This window comes from Hyphomonas adhaerens MHS-3 (assembly GCF_000685235.1).
GTDB classification, from domain to species: domain Bacteria; phylum Pseudomonadota; class Alphaproteobacteria; order Caulobacterales; family Hyphomonadaceae; genus Hyphomonas; species Hyphomonas adhaerens.
In genome coordinates this window covers 1,928,636-1,953,590 of the sequence record NZ_ARYH01000001.1, presented here as the reverse complement: position 1 = coordinate 1,953,590, position 24,955 = coordinate 1,928,636, and the positions used below count along the sequence as shown (strand labels likewise).

Annotated in this window: 29 protein-coding genes and 1 tRNA gene; 9 read left to right on the top strand and 21 right to left on the bottom strand. The window is 62.8% G+C overall.

The window, feature by feature from the left end; all coding sequences use genetic code 11:
* Positions 1 to 29 precede the first annotated feature (29 nt).
* The 5 genes from HAD_RS09650 to HAD_RS09630 all read left to right on the top strand — a co-directional run bounded on the left by HAD_RS09650 (position 30) and on the right by HAD_RS09630 (position 2,822).
* Positions 30 to 878, top strand: a complete 849-nt coding sequence (locus HAD_RS09650; RefSeq protein WP_035570748.1) for a hypothetical protein — start codon at positions 30 to 32, stop codon at positions 876 to 878.
* A gap of 114 nt (positions 879 to 992) precedes the next feature.
* Positions 993 to 1,367 carry a DUF6249 domain-containing protein gene (locus HAD_RS09645; protein WP_035570747.1) on the top strand — a complete coding sequence of 125 codons (375 nt, stop codon included), beginning with the start codon at positions 993 to 995 and terminating at the stop codon, positions 1,365 to 1,367.
* Positions 1,351 to 1,935: an RNA polymerase sigma factor gene (locus tag HAD_RS09640; RefSeq protein WP_084331861.1), complete on the top strand. Its 585-nt coding sequence runs from the start codon at positions 1,351 to 1,353 to the stop codon at positions 1,933 to 1,935. Before HAD_RS09645 ends, HAD_RS09640 begins: the two co-directional genes overlap by 17 nt.
* A gap of 12 nt (positions 1,936 to 1,947) precedes the next feature.
* A complete protein-coding gene (locus tag HAD_RS09635; RefSeq protein WP_035570743.1) occupies positions 1,948 to 2,295 on the top strand; it encodes a hypothetical protein in 348 nt (115 codons plus the stop codon).
* 32 nt (positions 2,296 to 2,327) lie between these two features.
* A complete protein-coding gene (locus HAD_RS09630; protein ID WP_035570741.1) occupies positions 2,328 to 2,822 on the top strand; it encodes a GNAT family N-acetyltransferase in 495 nt (164 codons plus the stop codon).
* Between the two features lie 68 nt (positions 2,823 to 2,890).
* Here the strand turns inward: HAD_RS09630 and HAD_RS09625 are convergent, their stop codons facing one another.
* The 6 genes from HAD_RS09625 to infA all read right to left on the bottom strand — a co-directional run bounded on the left by HAD_RS09625 (position 2,891) and on the right by infA (position 7,374).
* The gene (locus tag HAD_RS09625; RefSeq protein WP_035570740.1) at positions 2,891 to 3,541 is read right to left on the bottom strand and encodes a hypothetical protein; all 651 of its coding nucleotides are present in this window, start codon (positions 3,539 to 3,541) and stop codon (positions 2,891 to 2,893) included.
* Positions 3,542 to 3,648: 107 nt separating this feature from the next.
* Entirely contained in the window at positions 3,649 to 5,481 is a 1,833-nt protein-coding gene (locus HAD_RS09620) for an amidohydrolase (protein ID WP_035570739.1), read from the bottom strand.
* An 87-nt stretch (positions 5,482 to 5,568) separates the two neighbouring features.
* Positions 5,569 to 5,943 carry a hypothetical protein gene (locus tag HAD_RS09615; protein WP_035570738.1) on the bottom strand — a complete coding sequence of 125 codons (375 nt, stop codon included), beginning with the start codon at positions 5,941 to 5,943 and terminating at the stop codon, positions 5,569 to 5,571.
* Between the two features lie 107 nt (positions 5,944 to 6,050).
* A complete protein-coding gene (locus HAD_RS09610; RefSeq protein WP_035570737.1) occupies positions 6,051 to 6,470 on the bottom strand; it encodes a hypothetical protein in 420 nt (139 codons plus the stop codon).
* Positions 6,471 to 6,568: 98 nt separating this feature from the next.
* Positions 6,569 to 7,150 (bottom strand): Maf family protein, encoded by a 582-nt coding sequence (locus tag HAD_RS09605; RefSeq protein ID WP_035570736.1) that lies wholly within the window; start codon positions 7,148 to 7,150, stop codon positions 6,569 to 6,571.
* Positions 7,151 to 7,155: 5 nt separating this feature from the next.
* Positions 7,156 to 7,374 carry a translation initiation factor IF-1 gene (infA, locus tag HAD_RS09600; RefSeq protein ID WP_011646371.1) on the bottom strand — a complete coding sequence of 73 codons (219 nt, stop codon included), beginning with the start codon at positions 7,372 to 7,374 and terminating at the stop codon, positions 7,156 to 7,158.
* 146 nt (positions 7,375 to 7,520) lie between these two features.
* Here infA and HAD_RS09595 point away from each other — a divergent pair, with 146 nt between their 5' ends.
* Positions 7,521 to 8,165 carry a tetratricopeptide repeat protein gene (locus tag HAD_RS09595; RefSeq protein WP_035570734.1) on the top strand — a complete coding sequence of 215 codons (645 nt, stop codon included), beginning with the start codon at positions 7,521 to 7,523 and terminating at the stop codon, positions 8,163 to 8,165.
* A 9-nt stretch (positions 8,166 to 8,174) separates the two neighbouring features.
* On the opposite strand, the gene HAD_RS09590 is transcribed toward HAD_RS09595, so the two are convergent.
* Positions 8,175 to 8,663: a UPF0262 family protein gene (locus HAD_RS09590; RefSeq protein WP_084331860.1), complete on the bottom strand. Its 489-nt coding sequence runs from the start codon at positions 8,661 to 8,663 to the stop codon at positions 8,175 to 8,177.
* Positions 8,653 to 9,975 carry a histidinol dehydrogenase gene (gene hisD / locus HAD_RS09585; protein WP_035572023.1) on the bottom strand — a complete coding sequence of 441 codons (1,323 nt, stop codon included), beginning with the start codon at positions 9,973 to 9,975 and terminating at the stop codon, positions 8,653 to 8,655. Before hisD ends, HAD_RS09590 begins: the two co-directional genes overlap by 11 nt.
* Before the next feature lie 268 nt (positions 9,976 to 10,243).
* On the opposite strand from hisD, the gene HAD_RS09580 reads away from it, so the two are divergent.
* Entirely contained in the window at positions 10,244 to 10,663 is a 420-nt protein-coding gene (locus tag HAD_RS09580) for a hypothetical protein (protein ID WP_035570733.1), read from the top strand.
* A gap of 13 nt (positions 10,664 to 10,676) precedes the next feature.
* Here HAD_RS09580 and HAD_RS09575 read toward each other — a convergent pair whose 3' ends face one another.
* The 4 genes from HAD_RS09575 to HAD_RS18730 form a co-directional block, all read right to left on the bottom strand.
* Positions 10,677 to 11,129, bottom strand: a complete 453-nt coding sequence (locus tag HAD_RS09575) for a DUF2948 family protein (protein ID WP_051596085.1) — start codon at positions 11,127 to 11,129, stop codon at positions 10,677 to 10,679.
* Between the two features lie 23 nt (positions 11,130 to 11,152).
* A complete protein-coding gene (gene murA / locus HAD_RS09570; protein ID WP_035570729.1) occupies positions 11,153 to 12,433 on the bottom strand; it encodes a UDP-N-acetylglucosamine 1-carboxyvinyltransferase in 1,281 nt (426 codons plus the stop codon).
* Positions 12,434 to 12,497: 64 nt separating this feature from the next.
* The gene (locus tag HAD_RS09565) at positions 12,498 to 13,703 is read right to left on the bottom strand and encodes a cytochrome P450 (protein WP_035570728.1); all 1,206 of its coding nucleotides are present in this window, start codon (positions 13,701 to 13,703) and stop codon (positions 12,498 to 12,500) included.
* A complete protein-coding gene (locus HAD_RS18730; RefSeq protein WP_199285848.1) occupies positions 13,700 to 13,849 on the bottom strand; it encodes a hypothetical protein in 150 nt (49 codons plus the stop codon). Before HAD_RS18730 ends, HAD_RS09565 begins: the two co-directional genes overlap by 4 nt.
* 78 nt (positions 13,850 to 13,927) lie before the next feature.
* On the opposite strand from HAD_RS18730, the gene HAD_RS09560 reads away from it, so the two are divergent.
* A tRNA-Thr gene (locus HAD_RS09560) sits at positions 13,928 to 14,002 on the top strand.
* Positions 14,003 to 14,105: 103 nt separating this feature from the next.
* Entirely contained in the window at positions 14,106 to 15,500 is a 1,395-nt protein-coding gene (locus HAD_RS09555) for a dicarboxylate/amino acid:cation symporter (RefSeq protein ID WP_162177492.1), read from the top strand.
* Between the two features lie 9 nt (positions 15,501 to 15,509).
* On the opposite strand, the gene HAD_RS09550 is transcribed toward HAD_RS09555, so the two are convergent.
* The 9 genes from HAD_RS09550 to HAD_RS09510 form a co-directional block, all read right to left on the bottom strand.
* Positions 15,510 to 17,675, bottom strand: a complete 2,166-nt coding sequence (locus HAD_RS09550) for a M3 family metallopeptidase (protein WP_084331943.1) — start codon at positions 17,673 to 17,675, stop codon at positions 15,510 to 15,512.
* Positions 17,676 to 17,959: 284 nt separating this feature from the next.
* On the bottom strand, positions 17,960 to 19,441 hold the full coding sequence (gene glpK / locus HAD_RS09545) for a glycerol kinase GlpK (RefSeq protein WP_035570724.1): 1,482 nt from the start codon (positions 19,439 to 19,441) through the stop codon (positions 17,960 to 17,962).
* 67 nt (positions 19,442 to 19,508) lie between these two features.
* Positions 19,509 to 19,976, bottom strand: coding sequence for a hypothetical protein (locus HAD_RS09540; protein WP_035570723.1), 468 nt, complete (start codon positions 19,974 to 19,976; stop codon positions 19,509 to 19,511).
* A complete protein-coding gene (locus HAD_RS09535; RefSeq protein WP_051596084.1) occupies positions 19,964 to 20,383 on the bottom strand; it encodes a D-Ala-D-Ala carboxypeptidase family metallohydrolase in 420 nt (139 codons plus the stop codon). The genes HAD_RS09540 and HAD_RS09535 overlap by 13 nt, the downstream gene beginning before the upstream one ends.
* 137 nt (positions 20,384 to 20,520) lie before the next feature.
* A complete protein-coding gene (locus tag HAD_RS09530; RefSeq protein WP_035570722.1) occupies positions 20,521 to 21,516 on the bottom strand; it encodes an NAD(P)H-dependent flavin oxidoreductase in 996 nt (331 codons plus the stop codon).
* 80 nt (positions 21,517 to 21,596) lie between these two features.
* Positions 21,597 to 22,907 carry a hemolysin family protein gene (locus HAD_RS09525; protein WP_035570721.1) on the bottom strand — a complete coding sequence of 437 codons (1,311 nt, stop codon included), beginning with the start codon at positions 22,905 to 22,907 and terminating at the stop codon, positions 21,597 to 21,599.
* A 131-nt stretch (positions 22,908 to 23,038) separates the two neighbouring features.
* Positions 23,039 to 23,854 (bottom strand): SDR family NAD(P)-dependent oxidoreductase, encoded by an 816-nt coding sequence (locus HAD_RS09520; RefSeq protein ID WP_035570720.1) that lies wholly within the window; start codon positions 23,852 to 23,854, stop codon positions 23,039 to 23,041.
* Positions 23,851 to 24,414 carry a carboxymuconolactone decarboxylase family protein gene (locus HAD_RS09515; RefSeq protein WP_035570718.1) on the bottom strand — a complete coding sequence of 188 codons (564 nt, stop codon included), beginning with the start codon at positions 24,412 to 24,414 and terminating at the stop codon, positions 23,851 to 23,853. The genes HAD_RS09520 and HAD_RS09515 overlap by 4 nt, the downstream gene beginning before the upstream one ends.
* A 72-nt stretch (positions 24,415 to 24,486) precedes the next feature.
* Positions 24,487 to 24,840: a hypothetical protein gene (locus tag HAD_RS09510; protein WP_035570716.1), complete on the bottom strand. Its 354-nt coding sequence runs from the start codon at positions 24,838 to 24,840 to the stop codon at positions 24,487 to 24,489.
* Positions 24,841 to 24,955 lie beyond the last annotated feature (115 nt).

The following is a 24,955-nucleotide window of genomic DNA, read 5'->3' as shown; positions in this document are numbered from 1 at the left end:
GAATTGCTGGCCCTTCAGGGACGTGCGCCATGCCTGCCAGACTGCCATTTCGTAGCTTCCTTGCGGCTGTCCTCGCCGCCGGGAGCGCTGCGTTCCTGGCACAGGCAGAGGGCCGGATAGGACTTCAGCCCGCCAGCGTGGAACTGGAACTCGACCCCGGCGAGCCGATGCGGCAGGTCGTGACCGTCGCGAACCTCGATCCCGCCCATCCCGTTTCCGTTTCCCTGGCGCTCGCCGACTGGGCCTATGATGAAGACGGCGCGCCGGTCTTCACGCCCGCCGGAGAAAGCGACTCCTCTGCCGCATCCTGGACCCGCTACCGCGCGCCGACGGTTTCGCTCGCCCCCGGACAGTCAAAGCAGGTGGTCATCAATCTCTCCACGCCAGAGCCGCTGGTCCGGACAGGAGACTATCGCGTCGCCCTGCTGGCCTCTTCCGTCATGAAGGACGAAGCCGGCCATTGGCAGAAGCACCGGATCGCCTCCCTGTTCAGCCTGACAGCCGGAAAGGCGCGTTCGTACCCGAAAATCATGGCCAGCCGCCTGACCGTCACCGCGAGCGGCGATCCGGCCATCGGACTGGACCTCGCCAATACCGGCAACGCCCATGCGCGGCTGGACGGCGTCATAGAAATCCGCAGCGGCACAGAAATCGTGCTGGCGCAGGATCTGAAAGATGTGATCGTGCCGGATAAAGGCACGCGGAACCTGATCGTTCCGCTGGACCAGCCCCTGCCGGCCGATCCCGAGATCGAAATCCGCCTGCTCAATCGCTTCGCCCCGCAAACCAAGCGCGGCGAGAAAGCTCTGCCGCCCTACAAGGTGAAGACCGAAACCGAGGTCGCCGACCTCGCCATCCCGGTCGGCGGGCAGGACTGACGCCGCCTCCCTACAAAAAAATCACATCGCGCTGCATCCAAACGCGCCCTTCACTGCATCTGACAATCAAACAGCGGCAATTCCGCCGCACGAGTTTGCAAGAAGGAGCCTGAGATGGGCGAAGAAATCTTTGTCCCCGGCATATTGTTCGGGTCTATCGTCGGGATTGTGTGGCTGGTCAGCTATTTCAACGCCCGCAAGCGCAAGACGGTCCACGAAACGCTGCGCCATGCCATCGACCAGGGCCAGGTCCTGTCTGACGACATGATGGTGCGCCTGTCGCTGGCCAACGACCCGGTGCGGGCCGATTTGCGCCGCGGCGTGTTGTTCATCGCGGCAGGCCTTGCCTTTGCCTTCCTCGGCACGATGATCGGCATGGAAGAAGGCGAAGCGATCCGTCCAATGCTGGGCGTTGCCGCCTTCCCGGTCTTCCTGGGTGTTGCCTACCTTGGCCTCTGGGTGTCGGGTCGCAATGAACGGAAAGCCTGACCTCTTTCTGGTCACGGACGAAGGACGGGACATGCGCACGGATCCGGACCTGGCTGCAGAGGCAGCACGCGGCAGCGAGGCGGCATTTGCCGAACTCGTCCGCCGCCACCAGGCCCGCGTGCGCGGCATGGCCCGGCGCCTGACCGGATCGCCGGCCGCCGGTGACGATATTGCGCAGGCCACCTTCCTGACGGCCTGGCAGAAGATCGGCACCTATGCCGGCGGTACCTTCAGCGCCTGGATCTGCGCCATCTGCTGGCGGGAGTTCCTGCAGGTCCGCCGCAAGACCCGGCCGGAGATCGAATTCGACGAGACCGCGGAGATCATCCCCTTTGGCGCTCATGGGTCACGGCCGACCGACCAGCAGGATGACCGGATGGACCTCAGCCGGGCGCTGGAAAAACTGAGCGAGGCCCAGCGGGTTTGTGTCGTCATGTGCGTCGCCGCCGGCCTCACCCACCGCGAAGCGGCCGAAGCCACAGGTTGGCCGCTTGGCACTGTGAAATCCCATGTGCTGCGGGGGGTCGAAGCCCTCCGCAAACACCTTGCGAAGCCCGAAGTGGCGTGATGGAGTAGAAATATGCGCGAAGAAGACACCTTCCAGGATCTGTCCAGTCTGTTTGCAGCTGAAGACCGCGCGCTTGAAGCAAAGCCGTTCGTGGACGGTGTGATGGGCAAGGTGCGCCGCCGCTCCCTTGTGCGCCGGGGCGTCCTGCTGGCGGTGGGCGGTGCAGGCGCCGTGGTCGCCGCGCTGCAACTGCCGGGCCTGCTGGGTGACTGGACCATGCTGGACAATACGGTGGTCAACACGATCTCCTCCGCCCAGCAACAAGCCGGCCTGCTGGCCAGCACCGATCCGCTCTGGCTCGGCATCGCCGCTGTGGTTGGTCTGTGCGTCGCCGCCGTCACGGCGCTGGAACGAACCTGATAACCTCCACAAGAGATGGCCGGAGTGAAAGAATGATCCGACTCCGCCCGATGCGGTCCAGTGAGTTTCCGGCCTATGTCGCCTATTTCGTCCCCGATTATGCCGCGGAAATATCTGCCAATTACGATCAGGATATGGCCAGCGCGCTGGCCAAAGCGAAACAGGACGTCGAGACGGATCTGGCACAGGGCGTTGAGACTCCCGGTCAGGTTCTTCTCTGCATCGTCGAAGAGGGAGACACGACCGACTCTCCCATCGGCTATCTCTGGTGCAAACCCGATGAGGCCGGTCCGTGTGTCTTCATCAGCGACTTCTGCATCCTCCCGGCCCATCGCGGAAACGGCCATGCCAAGACAGCCCTGGCCGCGCTGGAAGAACACTTTTCGAAAACCGGGCATAGCGAAGTCCGGCTGCGGGTCGCCGCAGACAATGAGATTGCGCAGCGGCTTTACCGGAGCACGGGCTTTTCTCCCACCGGGATCAATATGAGGAAAGCCTTCGGGAAGCCCGCTCCGGAGCGGACCTGAAATCTCTTCCAGCACGTTTACCCGGACACACTGTCGCGCTCCGGTAAAATCCTGAATTCAGGCAAGGCTCAGCCCGTATCGTTCCACGCGACAGCGAGGGCATCGTTCAAGCGTACACTGAGGACCTGCGCGAAGCTCTCGGCCAGCCGCCCGGCGCGGAAGCGTGGGACGGCTTGCAGGCTGACGGGTGCCATTTCCCCGGCCGTCCGCCAGCGGCGCAGCGCCCGCGCCATGCGTTTCGCATGCGGGGCCGGGTCCGCAAGAATGCCGCCGAGAACGATCACCTGTTCTATAAAGCGACCTGCTGGCACGTCATCCCGGGCCAGTCTGCCTGGAATTTCCGGCATGTCGGGCATCGGGACATATTGGGCAGGCGCGAGCGCAAAACGCCATGGGCGCGGGCCGGACGCAGCGACGAAACTGGCCGTCACGTCTTCCACGCCATCGGGCAACATCGTGCGCGTTGCCCCTGCCTGCGGTTTCACCGGCGGCAACGTATCGATCATGCCGGCCGCCATCAGGAAGATCAGCTGGCGGATATAGTTCATCAGAAAAGAGAGGCGCACACGGCACTGCCGGGCCATGCCCCGCGACAGGATTTCGGGCCGTAAATGCAGCCCGGCCCGCGTGACCAGTTCGGCCAGCACATCCCGCGCCGTATTCACCGCCCCTGAAAAGAAATCGCCTGTCTCATCCATGCCCGAAAGAATGAGCGCCATGGAGGTCCGTCGAATTCAGATGCGCGGATGCAGCGTGGTCATTGGGTTCAGGGGGTGAATAGCGCAGAATCTGTCCCCGGCACACGATCCTCGAATCTTGTCTCGCATCAGGCCTGGAAAGTCTGCGCGCCTCCCATCCAGGTTTCCAGAACTTTGATGTTCTTGATTTCGTCCGCAGGCACAGACGACGGATCGCCATCCAGGATCACATAGTCCGCAAATTTGCCCGGCTCCAGGCTGCCGATTTCGTGATCGGATCCCAGTTGCCAGGCCGCTTCTGAGGTCATGGCGCGGATCGCGGTTTCGCGGCTGGCGCACTCTTCGGGCGCAAGGGCGAAGTCCGGTTCCTTCCATGACTGGCGGGTCACGGCCATCTCGATCATGTGCAGCGGGTTCGGATCGGTCACGAAGAAGTCCGAATGAATTGTGTAGCCGACGCCCGCACGCTCGCAGCTGGCGCAGCGGTCAAGAAGGCGTGACTTGTCGGGTCCGAAAATCCTGTCACGCATGGCAACGCCCCAATAATGCACGTGGCCGATGAGGAAACTCGCCGACACGCCATGGGCCTTCATGCGTTCGATCTGTTCGTCATGAAGAATGGAACAGTGTTCAATTCGTATACGCAGGGATCTGACGTCGATCCCTTCCGAGGCGACCTGTTCGACGGCGTCGAGTATATTGTCGATCGCCTTGTCACCGTTTCCGTGCACGGCGATCTGCCAGCCCTGTGCGGCCCTCTTGCGCATCAGCGCGGTCAGTTCTTCCGGCGCCATATAGGCAATCCCGGTCGAGTCGACTGTGTAGTAAGGCTCACGCTGAAGGCCCGTGAATCCCTGATTGGAGCCGTCGGCGATCAGTTTGTAACCCGCAATCCGCACGAGGTCGTCCCCCTCGCCGGGGCGGAGCCCCGCTTCATCCCAGGCGTCATCGAACACATACATCGGGTAAGCACGAATGCGCTGCGACAAGCGTCCTGTCGCGCCTGCCTGTTTCAGAACCTCCCAGTCCCCCGCACCGCGCAGAAGTCCGCCAAGCCCGAGCTCTGACACGGTCGTCAGGCCGAGCGAGGCAAATCTCTCACAAGTTTTCAGGACCGCATCGGCAGGCGCAGAGCCGGCCCCGCTGGGGCGGGCGCCGAGCACTTTGGAATAGGTCGTCTGGTTCCGCATCTCGCCGGTCAGGTTCCCGTTCGCATCCCGCACAAACTCGCCGCCGGACGGGTTGGCGACATCGTCCGGAACGCCAGCCGCCTTGAACGCGGCCCGGTTGGCATAGGCGATGTGGCCGGACGCATTCAGAACCATGATAGGGCGGATGCCGGAAATCTTGTCGAGCGAGGAAAATCCGAGCGGTTCCTCAAATGCCTGCAGCATCGGATAATAGTTGCGGCAGACGATCCACTCGTTTTCCGGGCGCTCCGAATCCAGGTGCCGGATGTAGTCCAGGATTTCTGCCGTTGTGGAAAAGCGCGTGATGCCGACATAGTCCATCGCCTGATCCATCAGGGCACCAATGAGGATGTGCGTATGGGGATCGATCAGGCCTGGCATGACGGTGCGGCCCTTGAGGTCAATGATGTCCGCGTCTTCGCCTGCTGCGGCCTGGACGTTTTCCAGACTGCCGGTTGCCAGAATGCGATTGCCTTTCACCGCCATGGCTTCGGGTCTGGAAAAGCCGGGATCAACCGTCATGATCGTTCCCCCGGTGTAGATTCTGGTGCGGGTTTCCATCTCGGGGGCAATGGGGGCTTCAGAAAAGAAGCTGGTTCCGCACGCGGTCGTCGCGGCCGTGCTGGCAAGGGCGGACGCCCCGGCCATGAACTTGCGGCGGCCGATGGGGAGAATCCTTATTTCCGCAGCAGTTGCATCGGCAGGGTTGTAGGCAAAGAGATTGCCCAATCCCGCCTGACAACACGGGCAGCCATATTCTTCATGCGCCATGATCCTGACCCTCCCTCCGATTTATCTGCACTTACTTTGACAGAGTTCCGGACCGGAATCGACAGGCCCTGTGGCCAGGCCCAAACGCTAGTAAGGCAAATCGCCGGGTTGGACGTCGACGAAATCGGCCTTGGGCGTTTCCGGGAAGCGCACCGCAGCCATGCTGGTCTGCCCCTCCGCCAGCGCTTTGGTCACGCGGTGCATGCCATCCATCACCCGGCCCTCGGCACAGAGGATGATCGGATATTGGAGGTCTGCCGCCTGCATGAGTTTGAAATGCTCCGCAATTCGCCGGCATGTCGGGCGGTCATCGCCGGTGAACCAATAAGGCTCATCCAGTTCGCTTATGTCAGACAATGCGATGGTTTCGACAGGAAGCGCCGCGGACAGCGCCACAAGGCGGTCCACATCCCAGGCATAGAAACCGTTCGGGCTGGGGCGGAAATGGTATTGCTTTCTCATCGGACGTCTCGGCAAAGGTGTCGGAGTGGGATGAGGCATAGTACATCCCCAGATCAGGCCTAAAGCCAGATGCAAATGGGCTAGGGCTTTTCAGCAGGATCCTGCAATCACTTGCCCGGGTGCATCTCACAGGTCCCTTTGACTTCCATCTTTGCGGTCAGGTCACACAGGTCCTGCGTGAACTCAAATGCGCCGGTGTGACGGTCAATATCGAGCGTGGTTTTCGCCGTCCGGCGCCATTCACACGCAGGTGTTTCAATCTCCTGACGGAGGGTCAGCTTTTTGGACGTCATCCTCACATCACACGTCAGCATACCCTTCTGGGAGCAGACATTATCTGCCCGGCCTGCAGTGTTCTGAACGAAGAGGAAGCCGCCTTCGTGGTAAAAACGAACCTTCCTGCCCAGGCGCGGCAAGGCCTGCTCGCTCGCCTCACATTTGAAGGAAACCGCCTCATTGCTGATATCGTCGCAGCTGACGGCGAAGGCGCAGAGCGCAATGGCTCCCCAGATTTTGATTCCGTGCATGGCCCCGCCCCAAACTGCCAAATCGCTGTCATGACACTAGCGGCAAGCCGTGACGGACTGGTTAAGCCGGTTCCCGAGGCAGGTCCAAGAGCAAGCGCTCAGGGTGCCCGCCACCCCATCCCTTCAAGCAAAGCCTTCGTCTCATACAGCGGCAGGCCGACGATGGCGGTGTAGCTGCCATTGATGGCGGTGACGAAGGCGCCGGCGGCGCCCTGGATGCCGTAGCCGCCCGCCTTGCCCTTCCAGTCGCCGCTGGCGACGTAATCGGCAATGTCCCGGTCGGTGAGGCGTTTGAACTTCACACGGGCGAGCACGGTGCGGGCGCTGAAGCGGCCGTCCGGCGCGCGTACGGCGACACCGGTGAGGCACTGGTGCGACCGGCCGGAGAGGAGCCGCAGGAAAGCCTCGGCCTCGCCCTCGTCCGCCGCCTTCTCGAGATTGCGGCTGCCCAGCGCGACGACCGTGTCGGCGGCCAGAACATAGCCCGCTTCCGGGCAGGCCAGCGCCTTTTCGCGCGCAAGCCGTTCGGCCAGCGCGCGCGGGCTCTCGTCCTTGCGGCGGGATTCGTCGATGTCTGTGGGACAGATGGCGTCCGGCACGATGCCGATCTGGGCGAGCAGCTGCTGCCGCCGGGGGCTGGCGCTGGCAAGGATGAGCCGCGCGGCCCCGGTGGACGCCATGACGCTTACTTGAAGCGGTAGGTGATGCGGCCCTTGGTCAGGTCATAGGGCGTCATCTCGACCATGACTTTGTCGCCGGTCAGCACGCGGATGCGGTTCTTGCGCATCTTGCCGGCCGTGTGGGCGATGATCTCGTGGTCATTTTCGAGTTTCACGCGGAAGGTCGCGTTCGGCAGCAATTCCACCACCGTTCCCTCGAATTCAATCAGTTCTTCCTTCGACATGCAGTCTCCAAATCAGGACGGGCCAATGTGCCGCCACCCGTTCATTTAGGGTGCGCCATATACTTTTGAAGGGATTCCGGCAAGCTTTGGAAGTCAGCCTTGTCCGAGAAGTGACTTGCCCATGCCCCGCGATATATAGTGCCAGAATGCTGAATCGTATTCGACTCGCGGCCATTGCCACCCTCTTCTTCGCCTCGCCAGCCCTGGCCCAGACCGTTCTTGACGGGAAAGGCGCGCTCGCCGAATTCGATGCGGGAATGGCCGCGCTCGAGGCGGAGGAATTCGAGACAGCGCGTGTTCATCTCGACCGGGCCTGCCAATGGGGCGTGGCCGCCGCCTGCCACAATCTCGCAATTCTCTGGACCAATGGCAAAGGCGGCCCGAAAGACATGTCCAGGGCGCGGCCGCTGTTCCAGACAGGCTGCGATGGGAAATATGGCGGGAAAAATCCGGGGGATGCCTGTTTCAACTACGCCCTGGCGCTCGAAAAAGGCTGGGGCGGCGCACAGGACCTGACAGGCGCGCGGAACTATTACCTCAAGGCCTGTTCGATCGGGCAGCAATTTGCCTGCTTCAATGCGGGAAACATGCAGATGCAGGGCATCGGCGGAGACGTTGACGATGCGGGCGCGTTCGCCAGCTATGACAAGGCCTGCGGACTGGACATTGGCGATGGCTGCTACAATGCCGCCTTCCTGATCGTGAAGAAACGCGCGACCGGAACAGCGGACAAGGGCTTCGCCCATTACAAGACCCGCGCCTGCGAACTCGGCGTCGAAAAGGTCTGCTGAGCCGGCCGTCTAGCCCGCTGCCCTCGCCTGGCCGGCATGGAGAGCGCAGATCAGGGTAAACAGGCGCCGGGCGGTGAGGAAATCGACCTCAACCTTGCCTTTCAGGCGGTCTGCCAGAAGTTCCGAGCCTTCATTGTGAACGCCGCGCCGGGCCATGTCGATCGCCTCGATCTGGTGCGGCGACTGGGTGCGGATCGCATCGTAATAGCTGTCGCAGATCATGAAATAATCGCGGATCACGCCCCGGAACGGGTTCAGCGACAGGATGAAGGTGTGCACGTCCTTGCCGTGCTCGTCCTTGACCGCGAACACCAGGCGCCGCTCGACCTTGGACAGGGTCAGGATGAACGGGCCCTCGCCATGTTCCGGCAGAGCAAAACTGTTCTGCTCGATCAGGTCGAAGATGGCGACACGGCGCTCATGCTCGGCGTCCGGACCAGACGCGCCCAGCGTATCTTCGTCGATCTCGACGGCGATGAGGCGGTTCTTATCCGTCATCGCCCGTCCCAGGATCCTGGACTGCATTCGAGCGGATGGAGATGGAGCGGGCATGCGCCGGCAGGCGCTCTGCCTCGGCAAGGCGCAGAGCAGCCGGGGCCAGCGCGGCAAATCCGGCGGGGCTCGCGCGCTGCACGCTCATGCGTTTCAGGAAGTCATAAAGGCCAAGGCCGGAGGAGAACCGCGCCGCCCGGCTGGTTGGCAAAACGTGGTTCGAGCCGGTGACATAGTCGCCCAGCGCTTCCGGCGTGTGGTGCCCCAGGAACACTGCGCCGGCATGGCGGATCTTCGGCAGCATGCCATCGGGATCGGCGACAGCGAGCTCGACGTGCTCAGCCGCGATGCGGTTGGCAATGGTGGCAGCCTGATCGAGATCCGCGACAAAGATGATCGCGCCATGGGTCGACCAGGAGCGGGCTGCGCGTTCGCCGGTGGCCAACGTTTTCAACTGCTTATCCACAGCGTTATCCACAGCCCTGCCCACAGCTTCGTTCACAGTGATCAGGATCGACTGGGAGGACGGGTCATGCTCGGCCTGGCTCAGCAGGTCAGCCGCGATCCAATCCGGATTGGCAGTCTCATCAGCGATGACGAGGATTTCCGACGGGCCCGCGATCGTGTCGATGCCGACTCGGCCAAACACCTGGCGCTTGGCTTCGGCCACAAAGGCATTGCCGGGGCCGACAATCTTGTCGACCGGCGCGAGGCGCCCTGCCCCGAAGGCCAGCGCACCGACGGCCTGCGCCCCGCCGATCGGATAGAATTCGTCAACGCCCGCACGGAGCGCCGCATAGGCCACGGCCGGGCCCATCTCGCCCTTCGGCGCGGGGGCAACCATGACGATCCGGTCGACGCCCGCAATCTTGGCCGGGACGGTGTTCATCAGCACCGAGGACGGATAGCTCGCCCGCCCGCCCGGCACGTAGACGCCGACGCTCTCCAGCGACGTCCAGCGCCAGCCGAGTTCGACGCCGGCCTCATCCGTAAACGAATGGTCTGACGGGCGCTGTGCGCTGTGATAGGCGGCGATGCGGTCATGCGCGAAATCGATGGCGGCTTTCAGGTCAGCCGGGCAGTCAGCGGCCAACGCAGCGAGGTCGACATTGTCTGACTGCAGCGTGGTCGGGTCGATCTGCAGCTCGTCGAACTGGGCCGTATAGCGGGCCACGGCTTCACCGCCGCGGGCCTCCACCTCGTCCAGGATCTTCGCGACGATCCCGCCGACATCATGTCCATCCGCCCGCTGTTCCCCAAGGAAGCGGCTGAACCGGGTTTCGAAATCCGGTGCGGATGTGTTGAATGTACGGGCCATTGGCGCGGAATTCCCAAGCAGGATTGGTGTGTCTGAACCCCGCTTCATGGACTCTCCATCCGCCGCTGGCAAGGCGCTGAGTCGGCGCATCGAGTCTGGCAGGCTTGGCCGCCCTAGCTTCCCGGCTTAGGCTGGCCCTTCCGGCACGGTTTGGGAGGCTCTTCAATGTTCAGCCATGTCACCCTCGGCACCAATGACTGGGCCGCTGTGAAGCCCTTCTGGGCGGCGCTCATGGAGGCGCTCTGCCACCGGGCGAAGGGGTAAGTGTATGGCAAACTCGATAGAATATGAACGTAATTTCGCGGTCTTCGATGCCGACCTACCAGACGACATTGTATTTTCAGAGACCGGAGACATTAGTATTCCCGGCGGCCATGCATTGGTTCAAATTCTGGCGAGCCGGCTTAATGCGGCGGGCTGGCAAACCAATAATCCGGAGCAACACGAGTATTACGGCTGGGCATTCTTTGTCCGCCAGAAGCAACGCAAGTATTGGTTACTCCTGCAGGCGGGTTCTTCTTGGCTTTTAATCTGCGAACCCATGGGGCTGTTTCAGAAACGCGCCGGATTCTCATCATTCTTGTCGGCCCTTGATCGGGTCCTGAGGGCCACCCCCATCATCACCAAACTAAGTTGGCATACCCGGCAGGATTACGAACAAGGTGAAGTGGATCGAGCGAAGCCATAGCTAAGCCAAAGGCCTACCGCTTCCGCCGCTCGTGGCTGGGCGTGTGGCGGGTGTTCCAGATGTAGTCGCTGTCGAGCAGGGTCGCGTCGAGCGCCTCCACCGTCAGTTCGATTTCGCCATCACCAGCGAACAGCAGCGTGATCTTGCCGCCAGGCGGTTCTTCGTCCGGCGTGAAGGTCACCTGAAGCAATGACAGGATCAGTTCCGGGTCCGCCTTGGTCACGGCGCGGGTCTTCACGCCCAGCACGCCGTCGAAGGCCAGGAGGGAACGCACGCGTTCGCCGTCGCGGCGCTTGGTGACGCCCTCTTCCCAGCGGTAGCGGTTGATCTCCAGCGAGAAACGGCGGATGCGCGCCTCGTAATTGAGGTTCTCGGCCTTCACCACGGAATCCTGCACCGCGGCGGAGATGATCTCGAGATCCTCTGCCTCTTCAGCAAGAAGCCGGAGTGGTTTCAGTTCAGACATGCCAGCCCCTTTCGCGACAGCCCCTATTCTTCATCCTCGGAGCGGCGCTCAATCTGCGCGCCGCACGCGGTCAGCTTTTCTTCCAGCCGCTCAAACCCCCGGTCGAGGTGGTAGATCCGGTTCACCACGGTTTCACCTTCCGCCGCAAGCCCCGCAATCACCAGAGAGACCGATGCGCGCAGATCTGTCGCCATGACGGGCGCAGCGGTGAGCTGGCGCACGCCTTTCACAATGGCTTCCTGCCCGCGCACGGTGATGTCCGCACCAAGGCGGGAAAGCTCCGGCGCGTGCATGAAGCGGTTTTCGAAAATCGTTTCGCGGATGACGCTGGTGCCGTCGGCAATCGCCATCAGGGCCATAAACTGGGCCTGCAGATCCGTCGGGAAGCCGGGGTGCGGCTGAGTCGACAGGTTCACGGCCTTCAGGTGTGTGCCGTTGCGGCGGATGCGCAGCGTATGGGCGGCCTCGTCGGCGTCCACGGTCACGCCTGCCTCGCGCAGCTTGGCGATCATGGCGCCCAGCGCCTCAACCGGGCAGCCGTCCAGCGTGACGTCCCCGCCTGCAGCCGCCGCGGCGATGGCATAGGTGCCCGCCTCGATCCGGTCGGCCATGACGGCATGGGTCGTGCCGGTCAGGCTCTCTGCGCCCTTGATCCGGATGACGGCCGTGCCGGCGCCGGTGATATCCGCGCCCATCGCGTTCAGACAGTCGGCCAGGTCTTCGATCTCGGGCTCGCGCGCGGCGTTTTCGAGGATGGTCTCGCCCTTGGCCAGCGTGGCGGTCAGCATGGCGTGCTCGGTGGCCCCGACGCTCGGCATGGAGAAGTTGATGTGTGCGCCCTTCAGGCCATGGATGGCGGCGGCCTTCACATAGCCCTGCTCGACTTTCAGGTCCGCACCCATGGCCTCCAGCGCCTGCAGGTGCAGGTCGACCGGACGGGCGCCGATGGCACAGCCGCCGGGCAACGAGACCGTGGCATGGCCGGAGCGCGCGATCAGCGGCCCCAGCACATTGAAGCTCGCCCGCATCTTCCGCACCTGGTCATACGGCGCGATCGTGCTTTTCAGCTCAGCGGCGTTCAAATGGCAGGTCGCGCTGCCCTTCGGCCAGTAGACTTCCACGCCGAGCGTCTCCAGCAGCTGCGCCAGAAAGCGCGTATCTGCCAGGCTCGGCATGTTGGTGAGCGTGATGGGCTGGTCGGTCAGCAGGCAGGCGACCATGAGCTTCAGCGCCGAATTCTTCGCGCCGGAGATCGGGATGTGGCCATTCAGCTTGTGGCCACCTTGTATAACGAGTCTGTCCATGGGGGCTCTTATACCGCGCTTCGCGGTTTTGGGAGGGCCGGAATGTGTTGATTTTCAGCGGGTTTCAGCGGAGCGCCAATGGCAACCGCTTCAGACCGCGGAGGCCGGCGCGCGAGATCCACTTTACATTGTCCGCGCCGCCCTCGATGGCGAGGCCGGGATAGCGGCTGAGCAGGACGTCCAGCGCGACTTCGCCTTCCAGCCGGGCGAGGTGGATGCCGAGGCAGACGTGGGCCCCCGAGCCGAAGCCGACATGCCGGTTCGGACGGCGGGCGAGGTCCAGCCTGAGCGGATCGTCGAACTCGGCCGGGTCCATGTTCCCGGCAGCAAGGAAGCCGAAGACGCGGTCGCCCCGCTTCAGCGCCCTGCCCTCGAACTCAATATCCTCTTTCACGAAGCGCGGCTTGGTCATCTGGACGGGCGTGCAGTAGCGCATCAGTTCGTCCACCGCGATCAGTCGGGCCTCTTCATCCATGGCGCGCACACGGTCGGCGGCGCCAGGATGGGTCAGCAGCGTCCAGATGCCGGACGACAACAGGTGTGTCGTCGTCTCGTGCCCGGCGACGAACAGGACGAAGACCATGGCCAGTAGCTCGTTCTCGCTCATCTTCTGGCCATCGGCCTCGGCATGGACCAGTTCCGAGACAAGGCCCTCACGCGGATTTTCGTGCAGCGCGCGGAATTCCTCGCGCAGCAGGTCCTGGATGTGGCCGAGCCGGAACAGGCCCCACAGCATGGTGAATGGCGAATCGGTGGCCGTCAGGTTGCTGAGCGTACGGGAGAGCTTCGCCTCCGTTTCCGGCCGGAAGCCGAGCAAGCCGTAAATGACTTTCAGGGGGAGTGGACGGCAAAAGCCTGAGACCAGGTCCGTGTTGCCATCCGTTTCCATGAGGTCCAGCAGTTCATGCGCACAGGCATGGATCTTCCGGCGCTGGGTGAGGATCGCAGCCCGGCGGAACGGGGCGTCTGCGAGGCGGCGCAGGCGCGCATGGTCCGGATCGTCCATGGACAGGACATTGTCGGCCATGATCTTCAGGGACTTCGGCAGGAATGGCATGCCGAAGGCCGCCTTGTGCCCCGCATGGCGCGCGTCGACGACGAAGCGCTCCTTGTCCTTCAACAGGGCATGAATGGCCGCGTGGCGCGTCACAAGGTCGATTTCACCCAGAATCGGCATTCGGGCCCGGTACCAGGCTTTGTCGGCCACGATCGCCGCCAGCGTCTCATGCGGCGCGGCCAGATACGCCCGCGATGAGAGGGACAACGTCACTTGCCCTTGCCTGGTTTGGCGTCTGGTTTCATGGCGGATTCAGCCGGAGGCTTTCGCGCGGCGGCCTTGCGGCGGCGCAGGTTGGCGCGCAAGGCGGCGGCGAGCCGTTCGGCTTTCTCGTCCTTCGGTGGGGATTTGTCTGTCATGTCAGGTGTAATTCGCGGCGAAACTGTCTTTTCATGTCGGATCGCTTAAGCTAAACGCCGCATTCTGCAACTGCAAACGCCGCGGTAGCTCAGTGGTAGAGCGCATCATTGGTAATGATGAGGTCGGGAGTTCAATTCTCCCTCGCGGCACCAGCAGATTCCCCGGAAATTCAGCGTCGACCACGGGCCCGTACGGCTTTCCTTCCCTGAGCCGGGCTCATATGGGATGAATACCCAACCCAAGAGACGCGAATCCATGGCCTCCGTGAAGAAGCCCCGTTTTACCTATAATCGCCTGAACCGGCGCCTTGATGTGCTGGTGAAAGGCAAGCTGTGGCTTCAGGTGATCCTGGCCATGGTGTTCGGTGTGGGGGTCGGCCTGCTGCTGGGGCCTGACCTTGCGCTGCTGCCACGTGACCGCGCCGACCTGATCGGCGGCTGGCTGGGTCTGCCGGGCAATCTGTTTCTGGCGCTGATCCGGATGGTAATCATCCCGCTGGCGGCCAGCTCCATCATCCTCGGCATTGCGGGCACAGGCGGCGGTGAAGCGCTGCGGACGATTGGCCGGAAGCTGATTGTCTATGTCCTGCTGACAACGGTGGCAGCGACGATGATCGGCGTGACGCTGTCACGCTTCATCCGGCCGGGGCGGTCGCTGGAAGAAGGCCTGCCCCTGCCGCCGAGCCTGAAGCCGGATAACCTGCAGCTGGCAACGCCGGACCCGTCTCCGCTGGAGGGGATCACGCGGGAGCTGCCGGACCTGATCACCGGCCTGATCCCGCAGAACATCACCGCCTCCCTGCTGGAACAGGACATGCTGGCCATTGTCGTGTTCTCTCTGTTCGTCGGCATCGCCATGGTGAGCGCCGACAAGAAGGAACTCACGCGCCCGCTGGTCGCCCTGACGGAGGCGATGCTGGAAGTCAGCATGACGGTCATCCGCACCGCGATGCGGTTTGCGCCGCTGGCCGTGTTCGGCCTGATGGCGGAGACGATCTCCGCCAATGGCATCGGCACGCTGGTGGATCTGGCCACCTATTGCGCCATCGTGCTGACGGGCCTTGCCTGCCTGCTGGTCATGTATCTGGTGATTGTTACCGTGTTCGGACGAATGAATCCGGTGACCTTCGTCCGCGCGGTGGCGCCGGTGCAGCTGCTCGCCTTCTCGACATCGAGTTCGGCGGCCGTGATGCCGCTGACCATGAAAACCGCCATCGACAAGCTGAAGACGCCCGCTTCGCTGGCCGGGGCGGTGGTGCCGCTGGCCTCGACGGTCAACATGGCGGGCACGGCGCTCTACCAGTCCGTCGCGATCATGTTCCTGGCCGACATCGCAGGCACGCCGCTGACCCCGGGTGATCTGGCGCTTGTCATGGTGACGCTGACCGGCGCCTCCATCGGGGCACCCGCTGCGCCGGGCGCAAGCATCGCGATCCTTGCAGCGACCGCGGCCAGCTTTGGTGTGCCCCTCGTCGGCCTGCCACTCGTGATGGGCGTAGACCGGATCCTCGACATGGCCCGCACACTGGTGAACGTGACCGGCGATCTCGTGCTCTGCCGCATCGTGTCGCCAAAGGGCGTGGGCGCAGTTGAAACGCCGGAACCAGAGGATAATCCGGTTCCGGCTGAAAGTGTAACGGCGGAGGCCTAGAGCTCTGCCCTATTCCGCGAAGCCGCGGTCACGCATCAGGGCGCCGATTTCGGCGTCGCGGCCACGGAACAGGCGGTAAGCCTCTGCCGGGTCCATCGAGTTGCCGGCAGCGAACAGGTATTTCACCATCGCGCTGGCGACATCCTGATCATAGAAGCCGCCGGACGCTTCGGCGAAGGCCTCTGCGGCGTCTGACGTCAGCACGTCGGCCCAGATGTAACCATAATACCCGGCGGCGTAGCCCTCTCCCGAGAAGATATGCCCGAATTGCGGCGTACGGTGACGCATGACTAGTTCGGAAGGCATGCCGAGTTCGTCCAGCGTCTCCCGCTCGAACTTGTCGGGATCGAGTCCGTCGGGGTCGGCCATGTGCAGCTTCATGTCGATCAGAGCCGAAGCCAGGTATTCCGTCGTCGCGAAGCCCTGATTGAAGGTGGACGCCTTGCGGATCTTCTCGACCAGCTCTTCCGGCATCGGTTCGCCCGTCTCTGCACTGACGAGATAGGTGTCGATGACATGGTCCGTCGAAAGCCAGCGCTCCAGCAGCTGCGACTGGAATTCGGTATAGTCACGCAGGCCGCCGGTCAGGTCCGGATACGCCACCTGCAGCGACAGGTAGTGCAGCGCATGGCCGAACTCGTGGAACATGGTCTCGGAATCGTCCCATGATAGCAGCACAGGCTCACCCGGCGCCGGCTTCACGAAGTTGGAATTGTTGGCGGCCAGAACGTTCTTTTCACCCCGGAAGCTTTCGTGCGACCGGTAGGTCGTCGCCCAGGCGCCTGAACGTTTGCCGTCGCGCGCAAACGGGTCGAAATACCAGAGGCCCACATTCCGGCCGGTGGCCTTGTCGTTGACCTCATAGACGGTCACATCCGGATGGAAAACAGGTACAGAGCCATCGGTGATCGGCACGAATTCGAAGCCGAACAGCTGTCCGGCCACATCGAACATGGCGAGGCGCAGATTGTCGAGTTGCAGGTACTGCTTCACCTCTTGTGAATTCAGGTCGTATTTCGCCTTGCGGACCTTTTCCGCATAGAAACGGTAGTCCCACGGCTCGATCTTGATGTCCGCGCCTTCCGCGTCTGCCAGTGCCTGCATGTCGGCGACTTCCTCATGCACGCGTGCAACGGAGGCCTTCCACACCTGCAGCATCAGGTCGAACGCCCGGTCCGGCGTCTTCGCCATCCGGTCTTCCAGGCGCCACGCAGCAAAATTGTCATACCCGAGCAGTTCGACCCGCTCATCGCGCAGCTTCAGGATCTTCGCGATGATGGCATTGTTGTCGTGCGCATCGCCATTGTCACCGCGGTTATAATAATTGCGCCACACCTGTTCACGCAGGTCACGTTCCGTGGAGAAAGTCAGGAACGGGTCCATGGACGAGCGTGTGTTGCGCACGGCGTACATGCCCGGCTTGCCCAGCGCCTCAGCAGCGGCGGCGGCGGAACTGAGATAGGAGTCCGGCAGGCCGCTGGTCTGTTCTGGCGTCAGATAGGTGACCCAGCCTTCTTCGTCCGCCAGGAGATTGCCCGAGAATTCCGCGTACAGGCCTGCCAGTTCCTTGTTGATGGCCGCGAACTGCTCTGCCTTCTCTCCCGTCAGCGTGCCGCCATTGCGGGTGAAGCGCTGGTGGATGATTTCTGTCAGCCGCTGCTGGTCCGGTGCCAGCGTGTCATATTCCGCACCTTTGCGAACCGCATCGACCCGGGCGAACAGCGCCTGGTCCTGATTGATTGAGTCATAAAAGGCCTGGATCTCCGGATCCATGCGGGTTTCGATTTCACGGAACTCCGGGCTCGAAAGATTTGACCCCCAGAGATAATAATATGTCAGGACACGGTTCAGCTGGCGGCCGGTGTCTTCCATGGCCGCAATCGTGTTTTCAAACGTCGGCGCATCCGGATTTGCTGTAATGGCATCGATCTCCGCCCGCTGGGCCGTCATGCCCTGTTCAAGAGCCGGCTCGATCAGCGCGATATCCATCTTGTCGAAGGCGGGCACGCCGCCATAGGGGCCGGTGAAAACATCGCCGGGGCTCCAGGCCGCTTCCGCCGCCGCTTCATCCACCGCTTCTGGCGCAGCTTCCGATGATGTGCCGGAACCTCCCGCCAGTTCGACCGGGTCACCGGCTTCGGCGACATCCGGCGTCACACCGGCACAAGCGGTCATCATCGTGGAACCGAGAATAAAGGACAGGAAAGTTCTGGTACGGGTCATGTCAGGTCCTGACTGGAAGTTGCGGGGTCAAGGGCGCATTGGGGGAGCGGATCGGGGGCTGCCACCTTCGGAAGATTCGTAACATTATATCAGCACGATCACCGCAGCAGGCAACCATGCGGCCCACATTGTTCAAATTATTCTCAAGTTTTAAACAGAAATTCCGGACCGGCAATCCCAAATCGAAAAGGGCAGACCGCCCGGCCTGCCCCAAATACTCGATAATCCGAACCTGATCAGGCCAGCGTACGGCGAAGCGCGGCAGACCAGCCTTTCAGCAAGGCTGTTCGCTGTTTGTCGTCCATCTGAGGTTCGAACCGCGTCCCTTGGACGTCACGCGCCTGCCAGCCAGCCGCATCCACCCAGCCGAGCTGCATCGCCGCCAGTGCCGCTGCGCCAAGCGCCGTCATCTCCCGGTAGTCGGGCCGCACGACCGGCCGCGCGCAGATATCCGCCAGGAACTGCATCAGCCAGTCATTGGCCACCATGCCACCATCGACTCTCAGCTCCCGGATCTCCACGCCATCGGCCTCGAAGGCGTCCAGCAGATCCCGCGTCTGATAGGCGACGGCCTCAAGCCCTGCACGCACGAGATGCGCGGCTGTGGTCGCGCGGGTAATGCCGCTGATCGTGCCGCGCGCGTCGGCATTCCAGTGCGGTGCACCAAGCCCCGTAAAGGCGGGCACGATGTAGACCCCGCCATTGCCCGGCAGCGCCCCGGCCATGGCCTCGCTTTCAGCTGCGTCGGAGATCAGCCCCAGATCGTCGCGCAACCATTTCACAACCGTCCCGGCATTGAAGATCGACCCTTCCAGCGCCATCGCGCCGCCTTCGGCCGTCTCATAGCCAACCGTGCCCAGCAGCCGGTGTTTCGAGTCCGGTTTTTCCGTGCCGGAATTGGCGACAAGGAAAGCGCCCGTGCCATAGGTGATCTTGGCCATGCCGGGCGAAAGACAGCCCTGACCTACCAAGGCCGATTGCTGGTCGCCTGCCGCAGACAGGATCGGCAGCGCATTTCCAAACAGTCCTTCATCACAAATGCCGAAGTCTGCCGCATTGGGTTTTACTTCCGGCAGCATGCTCATCGGCACACGGAACAGATTGCACATAACCTCGCTCCAGCCGCCTTGATCGCCAAGCCCGAGGCGATAGAGCAAGGTACGCGAGGCATTCGACACATCGGTTGCATGAACACGTCCCGCCGTCAGATGCCAGATCAGGAACGTCTCGACGGTGCCGAAAGCAAGTTCCCCTGCCTCAGCGCGGTCTCGGGCGCCTTCGACCGCATCCAGAATCCACGCGATTTTCGTGCCGGAAAAATAGGGATCGATCAGCAGGCCGGTTTCCGCCTGAACTGCCATTTCATGCCCGGCCGCTTTCAAGGCGTCGCAGGCACTGGCCGTGCGCCGGTCCTGCCAGATGATGGCAGGCGCCAGCGGCTTGCCGGTCTTGCGATCCCACACCAGCGTCGTCTCGCGCTGATTGGTGATGCCGATCCCCGCGACCCGATCGATCCCTCCGGCTTCAGAGAGCGCCGCACGGCAGACCTCAACGGTCTTCTCCCAGATCGTCTCGCCATCCTGTTCGACCCAGCCATCAGCAGGATAAGCCAGCGGCACTTCCTGCTGTGACAGGGACACCTGATTGAAGTCCCGGTCGAACACGATGGCCCGCGTCGAGGTCGTCCCCTCATCGATCACAAGGATACCATCAGCCATGTATTTGTTCCTCCGGGATTTTCCAGAAGGATGGACCGGTCTGGCCAATGCCGTCAACGCGGCGCCTTCAACGTACCTCCCGGCGTGGGGCGCGGTCGCCGAACCACCAGAGCGTGGCGGCTGTCGCGGCGAAGGTGGCCGTGTCCACAATGCCGGCCTGACCGGCGGCGTCCGCCTTCAGGAACACCGCCCCCGTGATACCCCACAGCAGCACCGTCAGCATGGGCCGGGTCAGCGCGCGCACGGCATTGACCCATCTGTAGCTCTCCCCGATGGCCGCCTCCGCCGCCATGGAGGCGGACAGACCTGCCCAGGCGCCGGACGTTTCCGCTTTCTGCAGCTCCGCCGCCTGTCCAGCCGCATCGGCTTCGATGCGTAACTTTTGCATCTCGGCATCATGCAGCCAGCGCGCTCGCTCATGCGCCTGCGCCTGCCGGGCCTCGACCATGCCGGCGATCCGCCCGATGGCCGTGCCAACAAGACCGAACAGGCCGCCGCCCGCTGCGCTTGCCGCCAGTCCTGCTATGTCCGCCATGATGCGTCGCTCCCCGGATAAAACCAGCGGGCCGGGCGCGGCCTCCGGTCCAGGTGAAGGAAGGTCTTTCCGAGGCCAAAGCCAGTGAAGCCTTTCCGTTCTGCGGCCGCCAGCAAGACATGGCGGTCGTGCCCGGCGAGCGAGATATCCACCGCGATGGACCTGTGGAGACTGAACCGGACACCGCCGACATATGTATTCCAGACCGCACAGCGATGGCCGGAATTGATCACCAGCGGATGACCTGCGTCTGTCCGCAGCGCCTCCAGCGCATCCAGGAAATCAGGCGCGTGCCAGTATTCGCCCGCACAGAACCGGCCACCACATCGGCAAGCCAGTTCCGCAGGCGTGAAATGCGGCCAGCGCCAGCCGTCCGCATCAAATTCAGAGACATTTTCGATCAGCATGCACACAAGTCTGCGCGCATGACTTATCGGGTGGATAGAATGGGCCTGAACAGAAGAGCGCGGCCCGTGTCACCGCAGGCCGCGCCAGTTGCCGGTGTCGGATAGGCCCGGCTTTATCCCCCCTGAATCAGCTTGAATCAGCCGGCTGTCGCAGGTGCGGCGCCCCAGGTGCGCGGCTGGTTCAGTTTGTCGATCGCTGCCTTGTACTCCGATTCCAGCTGGTCGACATAATCCGCAACCGGCCCGCGGCGCTTCACGGCGCCAATCCCCTGACCACAGCCCCAGATGTCTTTCCAGGCCTTGCTCTTGGTGTTGCCACCGGACCCGAAGTTCATCTTGCTGGGGTCGCTTTCAGGCAGATTGTCCGGATCAAGCCCGGCTGCCTCGATCGACGGCTTCAGATAGTTCCCGTGCACGCCGGTAAAGAGGTTCGAGTAGACGATGTCTTCCGCGCCATAGGACACGATGGCTTCCTTGTAACCTTCCATGGCATTGGCTTCGTCGCAGGCAATGAACGCTGAGCCCATATAGGCAAGGTCTGCACCCATGGCCTGCGCCGCAGCGATGGCCCCGCCATTCGCAATGGCCCCCGACAGCGCCAACGGGCCGTCGAAGAATTCACGGATCTCCTGGATCAGCGCGAACGGCGAAAGCTGGCCGGCGTGCCCCCCCGCTCCGGTACACACAGCGATCAGGCCGTCAGCGCCCTTCTCCAGCGCTTTCCTGGCAAAGAATGTATCGATCACATCGTGCAGGACGACGCCGCCATAGGAGTGGATGGCGTCGTTCACATCCTTGCGCGCGCCCAGCGATGTGATGACCAGCGGCACCTTGAACTTCACACAGGCCTCGACATCGTGCTGCAGCCGGTCGTTCGACTTGTGAACGATCTGGTTTACGGCGAACGGCGCGGCCGGGCGGTCGGGGTTCTTCTCGTTATGCTCGGCCAGTTCTGTCGTGATCCGGTCCAGCCATTCGTGCAGCACCGGGCCGGGACGGGCGTTGAGCGCCGGAAAACTCCCGACGATGCCCGCCTTGCACTGGGCGATCACCAGTTCCGGACCGGAAATGATGAACAGAGGCGATCCGATCAGCGGCAGTCGGAGGTTCTGGAGCACGGGCGGCAGGGCCATGGGCGTTTTCCCCTTAAAGTGAACAGTGTTTACATTCGCGCTGAATCTAACGATCTGACCGCCATGGGCAAGCCATTACGTCAGGTGAAGGGGCGATCCTCGCCGGCACCGGGCGGCGTGACGAGCACCTTGTCGACCCGGCGGCCGTCCAGGTCCATGACTTCAAAACGGTAGCCGGAGATGTGAACGACATCGCCATCATTGGCCAGGCGCTGTAGCTGGTGGATGATCATCCCGCCCACAGTTGTGGCGCCGCCATCAGCTTCGCCGAAATCCGGTGCAGAGAGCAGGATTTCCAGATCCTCCACAGGCATCAGGCCATCGATCAGCCAGGATCCGTCGGTCCGCCGGGCCGGCCGGTCTATGCCTTCGCTGGGGGAGAAGGCGCTATCGCCTGCAATGGCGCCCAGCAGGTCTGCCGCCGTGACCATGCCCTGAATGCTGCCATGCTCGTCCACCACCAACGCCATGCGCACTTCGCTTTCCTGCATCGACTCCAGCAACCGCATGACCGACAGCGTTTCCGGCACGAAGGTCACAGGCCGGGCCACCTGTCTCAGGTCCGGCCCATCTCCGCTCAGGTCACAGTCGAGGAGGTCCTTGGTCTGAACCACGCCGAACACCCGATCGAGCCGTTCATCCGCCACCGGGAACCGCGATTTTCCGCTGTCGAGGATCTCCTGCTTGATCTCTGGCCACGGATCGTCCGTATCGATCCAGACAATATCTGGCCGCGGGATCATGATCGAACGGATGTCACGATCAGCCAGCCGCATGACGCCGCGCATCATTCGCTGTTCCTCAAGGTCGATGACCCCGCTGGTCGCGCCCTCGTCGAGAATGGCGTGGATTTCTTCCTCCGTCACCGGCTCCTGCCGGATACCTGCCAGGCCCAGCAGGCTGAGCAGCCCGTCTGTCGAAACGCGCAACAGCCAGACGACCGGAAAGGCCAGCCGCGAAATGAACGCCATGGGCGGCGCCATGATCGTGGCGATGGCTTCCGGCGCAATCAGGGCGATGCGTTTGGGTACGAGTTCGCCAATGACCAGCGACAGGAATGTGGTGAAAACGATCACGAGCCCGAAGGCGATTTCTCCGGCCTCGGCCTCAATGGCGGGTACATGTTTCGCAATCACGGGCGACAGCTCGTCTGCAATGGCGGTGGCACCATAGGCCCCGGCGACAATTCCGACGAGCGTGATGCCGATCTGCACGGTCGACAGGAAACGGGAGGGATCGTCCTGCAGGCCGATCACGGTTTTCGCCCCCACATCGCCCCGGTCCGCCTTCGCCTGAAGACGGGCGGTTCGTGCCGATACGATGGCGAGTTCCGACATCGCGAATATACCGTTCACCACGATCAGTCCGAGAAGGATGAAAAATTCGATCATGGCGCGCTTTGCCTCTGCCAACAGGGTGAAACCGGCACAGGACGATCCCGGCCGGCATGAGCGCCAGAACGGCGCAGTAAGAAGGAAGACCAAAGCCTAGAGAGCTTGCGCCCCGCGCTCAATGCCCCCGGTCAGCCGACCCGGGCGCTGCCACCGCCATCAACCGGCAGCAGAGCGCCCGTAATGAAGCGCGCTTCATCGCTGGCCAGGAACAGCGCCGCATGGGCCGTGTCCCAGCCGGACCCCATGAATCCCATCGGCACACGCGCGGCCCGCTCCTTGCGCAGGTCATCCTCCGGAACGCCGCGCATCTTCGCGATGCCGCGGATCGCCATGGGCGTATCCATCAGGCCCGGCAGGATGGCATTGCACCGCACGCCGCGCGATGCGCCGGAATTTGCGACGCTGAGCGTCATCCGGTTCATGCCTGCCTTTGACACTTCGTACGCCATCTGGAAGCCGCCCGCGAGCGACGCCAGCGACGAAATGTTGACGATGGCCCCGCTGCCGCGTTCCCGCATGCCGGGCAAGACGGCCTTGGTCACCAGCCAGGCGCCCTTCAGATTGATCTTCAGCGTGCGGTCGAAGGCCTCCTCCGTCAGCCTGTGCGGCGGACCGTCCCCTCCATCACCGATACCGACATTGTTGATAAGGATATCCGGCGGGCCAATGGCTGCTTCGGCGGCGTCAGCAATGGCGGTGGCATCCGCCGGCTGGCTGACGTCCGCGGCAAATGCTTCCGCCGTGCCGCCCTCGGCGAGGATGTCCGATACGGTGGCCTCTGCGCGTTCGATGCTCCGATCGACGCACATAACGCGCGCACCGGCCCGGGCGAACAGCATGGCAATCGCCTTGCCATTGCCGATCGTTTCGCCCGGCGTCTGACCGGCGCCGGTCACAATGGCGACCTTGCCGGACAAGCGCCCTGCCACGTCAGCGAGGCTCATTTTTCGAGGTCCGGATCGAGAGTCAGGTCATCGTCCAGCGGCACGCCGAAACTGTTCAGCATCATTGAGACCTGCGTGTACTGGCCGACCGTCATGACCAGGTCCATCTTCTGCTTGTCAGTGAAGCCGGACAGGGCAGCCCAGGTCTCATCTGTAATGAAGGCGTCCGATGTCAGTTCGTCGGTTGCCTGCAGAAGGACCTTGTCGTTCGCACTCCATCCCGGCGCGTCCGGCCCGGCCTTGATACGCTCGATCTCTTCTTCCGTCAGGCCGCACCCCAGCCCGATGCGCTTGTGCTGGGCCCATTCATAGCCGGACTTCCAGTTATAGCCGGCGCGGAGGATGACGAGTTCGCGGTCCCGTTCGCTGAGATCGTTGTATTTCGACAGGATGTATCCGCCCCAGCCCATGAAGCGCTTGTAGGCCTTCGGGGCACGGGCAAGCGTGCGGAAGACATTGAAGACCGGGGCATCGCCGAAACGGCCCGCGATCATTTCTTTCACGTCCGGGCCCATCTCCGAATCGGTGAGTGGGGCAATTCGCGGTGTTTTCAGTCTCATGGCTTTCCTCCCGGCCTTGTTCTGCCGGGAACTAAACCTGCCGCGCGAATGCACCGCAAGCCGGACGTGAGGTCAGCCGCGCTCCATCCGGGCCTGCATCATGGACAGCCAGGCATGCTGGCGGTGAATCATGGAGACGAGGTCGGCGTCGTCCCCCTCCTCCAGGAGCCTGTCGAGCCAGAGGCCAAGGATTCGGGTGTGAGACCCCATCCACTCCTTCAGAAGGTCCTGGCGCACGCCGCGCGCTGCATCGCCCTCGCCTTGCAGCGGCCCGCACGGACAGGAAGTGTCCGCCGGACGATGGTCCGCACTTCCTTCATGCCGTGCTTCGGCCCGGCGTGCGCCAGATTCACGAGTGCCGGAATCTCTTGTATTTTCGGGGTTTTCGCAGGAAACGAGCCTCAGAACCGCGCGTGCTTGTTTCATGGGAGTCTCCTTTTTGCGAATAATTCTCAATCGCATTAAAAGACGCTTGCGTCAACTCGTTCCGGGCCGCTACGGAATGCCGCCAAGTAAGTGGTTCCCTTTTGCAATTCTTTCC

Coding starts and splice junctions, on each gene's coding strand:
- HAD_RS09650 (WP_035570748.1), top strand. CDS start 30: ATGCCTGCCAGACTGCCATTTCGTAGCTTCCTTGCGGCTGTCCTCGCC.
- HAD_RS09645 (WP_035570747.1), top strand. CDS start 993: ATGGGCGAAGAAATCTTTGTCCCCGGCATATTGTTCGGGTCTATCGTC.
- HAD_RS09640 (WP_084331861.1), top strand. CDS start 1,351: ATGAACGGAAAGCCTGACCTCTTTCTGGTCACGGACGAAGGACGGGAC.
- HAD_RS09635 (WP_035570743.1), top strand. CDS start 1,948: ATGCGCGAAGAAGACACCTTCCAGGATCTGTCCAGTCTGTTTGCAGCT.
- HAD_RS09630 (WP_035570741.1), top strand. CDS start 2,328: ATGATCCGACTCCGCCCGATGCGGTCCAGTGAGTTTCCGGCCTATGTC.
- HAD_RS09625 (WP_035570740.1), bottom strand. CDS start 3,541: ATGGCGCTCATTCTTTCGGGCATGGATGAGACAGGCGATTTCTTTTCA.
- HAD_RS09620 (WP_035570739.1), bottom strand. CDS start 5,481: ATGGCGCATGAAGAATATGGCTGCCCGTGTTGTCAGGCGGGATTGGGC.
- HAD_RS09615 (WP_035570738.1), bottom strand. CDS start 5,943: ATGAGAAAGCAATACCATTTCCGCCCCAGCCCGAACGGTTTCTATGCC.
- HAD_RS09610 (WP_035570737.1), bottom strand. CDS start 6,470: ATGCACGGAATCAAAATCTGGGGAGCCATTGCGCTCTGCGCCTTCGCC.
- HAD_RS09605 (WP_035570736.1), bottom strand. CDS start 7,150: ATGGCGTCCACCGGGGCCGCGCGGCTCATCCTTGCCAGCGCCAGCCCC.
- infA (WP_011646371.1), bottom strand. CDS start 7,374: ATGTCGAAGGAAGAACTGATTGAATTCGAGGGAACGGTGGTGGAATTG.
- HAD_RS09595 (WP_035570734.1), top strand. CDS start 7,521: ATGCTGAATCGTATTCGACTCGCGGCCATTGCCACCCTCTTCTTCGCC.
- HAD_RS09590 (WP_084331860.1), bottom strand. CDS start 8,663: ATGACGGATAAGAACCGCCTCATCGCCGTCGAGATCGACGAAGATACG.
- hisD (WP_035572023.1), bottom strand. CDS start 9,975: ATGGCCCGTACATTCAACACATCCGCACCGGATTTCGAAACCCGGTTC.
- HAD_RS09580 (WP_035570733.1), top strand. CDS start 10,244: ATGGCAAACTCGATAGAATATGAACGTAATTTCGCGGTCTTCGATGCC.
- HAD_RS09575 (WP_051596085.1), bottom strand. CDS start 11,129: ATGTCTGAACTGAAACCACTCCGGCTTCTTGCTGAAGAGGCAGAGGAT.
- murA (WP_035570729.1), bottom strand. CDS start 12,433: ATGGACAGACTCGTTATACAAGGTGGCCACAAGCTGAATGGCCACATC.
- HAD_RS18730 (WP_199285848.1), bottom strand. CDS start 13,849: ATGACAGACAAATCCCCACCGAAGGACGAGAAAGCCGAACGGCTCGCC.
- HAD_RS09555 (WP_162177492.1), top strand. CDS start 14,106: ATGGCCTCCGTGAAGAAGCCCCGTTTTACCTATAATCGCCTGAACCGG.
- HAD_RS09550 (WP_084331943.1), bottom strand. CDS start 17,675: ATGACCGCTTGTGCCGGTGTGACGCCGGATGTCGCCGAAGCCGGTGAC.
- glpK (WP_035570724.1), bottom strand. CDS start 19,441: ATGGCTGATGGTATCCTTGTGATCGATGAGGGGACGACCTCGACGCGG.
- HAD_RS09540 (WP_035570723.1), bottom strand. CDS start 19,976: ATGGCGGACATAGCAGGACTGGCGGCAAGCGCAGCGGGCGGCGGCCTG.
- HAD_RS09535 (WP_051596084.1), bottom strand. CDS start 20,383: ATGCTGATCGAAAATGTCTCTGAATTTGATGCGGACGGCTGGCGCTGG.
- HAD_RS09530 (WP_035570722.1), bottom strand. CDS start 21,516: ATGGCCCTGCCGCCCGTGCTCCAGAACCTCCGACTGCCGCTGATCGGA.
- HAD_RS09525 (WP_035570721.1), bottom strand. CDS start 22,907: ATGATCGAATTTTTCATCCTTCTCGGACTGATCGTGGTGAACGGTATA.
- HAD_RS09520 (WP_035570720.1), bottom strand. CDS start 23,854: ATGAGCCTCGCTGACGTGGCAGGGCGCTTGTCCGGCAAGGTCGCCATT.
- HAD_RS09515 (WP_035570718.1), bottom strand. CDS start 24,414: ATGAGACTGAAAACACCGCGAATTGCCCCACTCACCGATTCGGAGATG.
- HAD_RS09510 (WP_035570716.1), bottom strand. CDS start 24,840: ATGAAACAAGCACGCGCGGTTCTGAGGCTCGTTTCCTGCGAAAACCCC.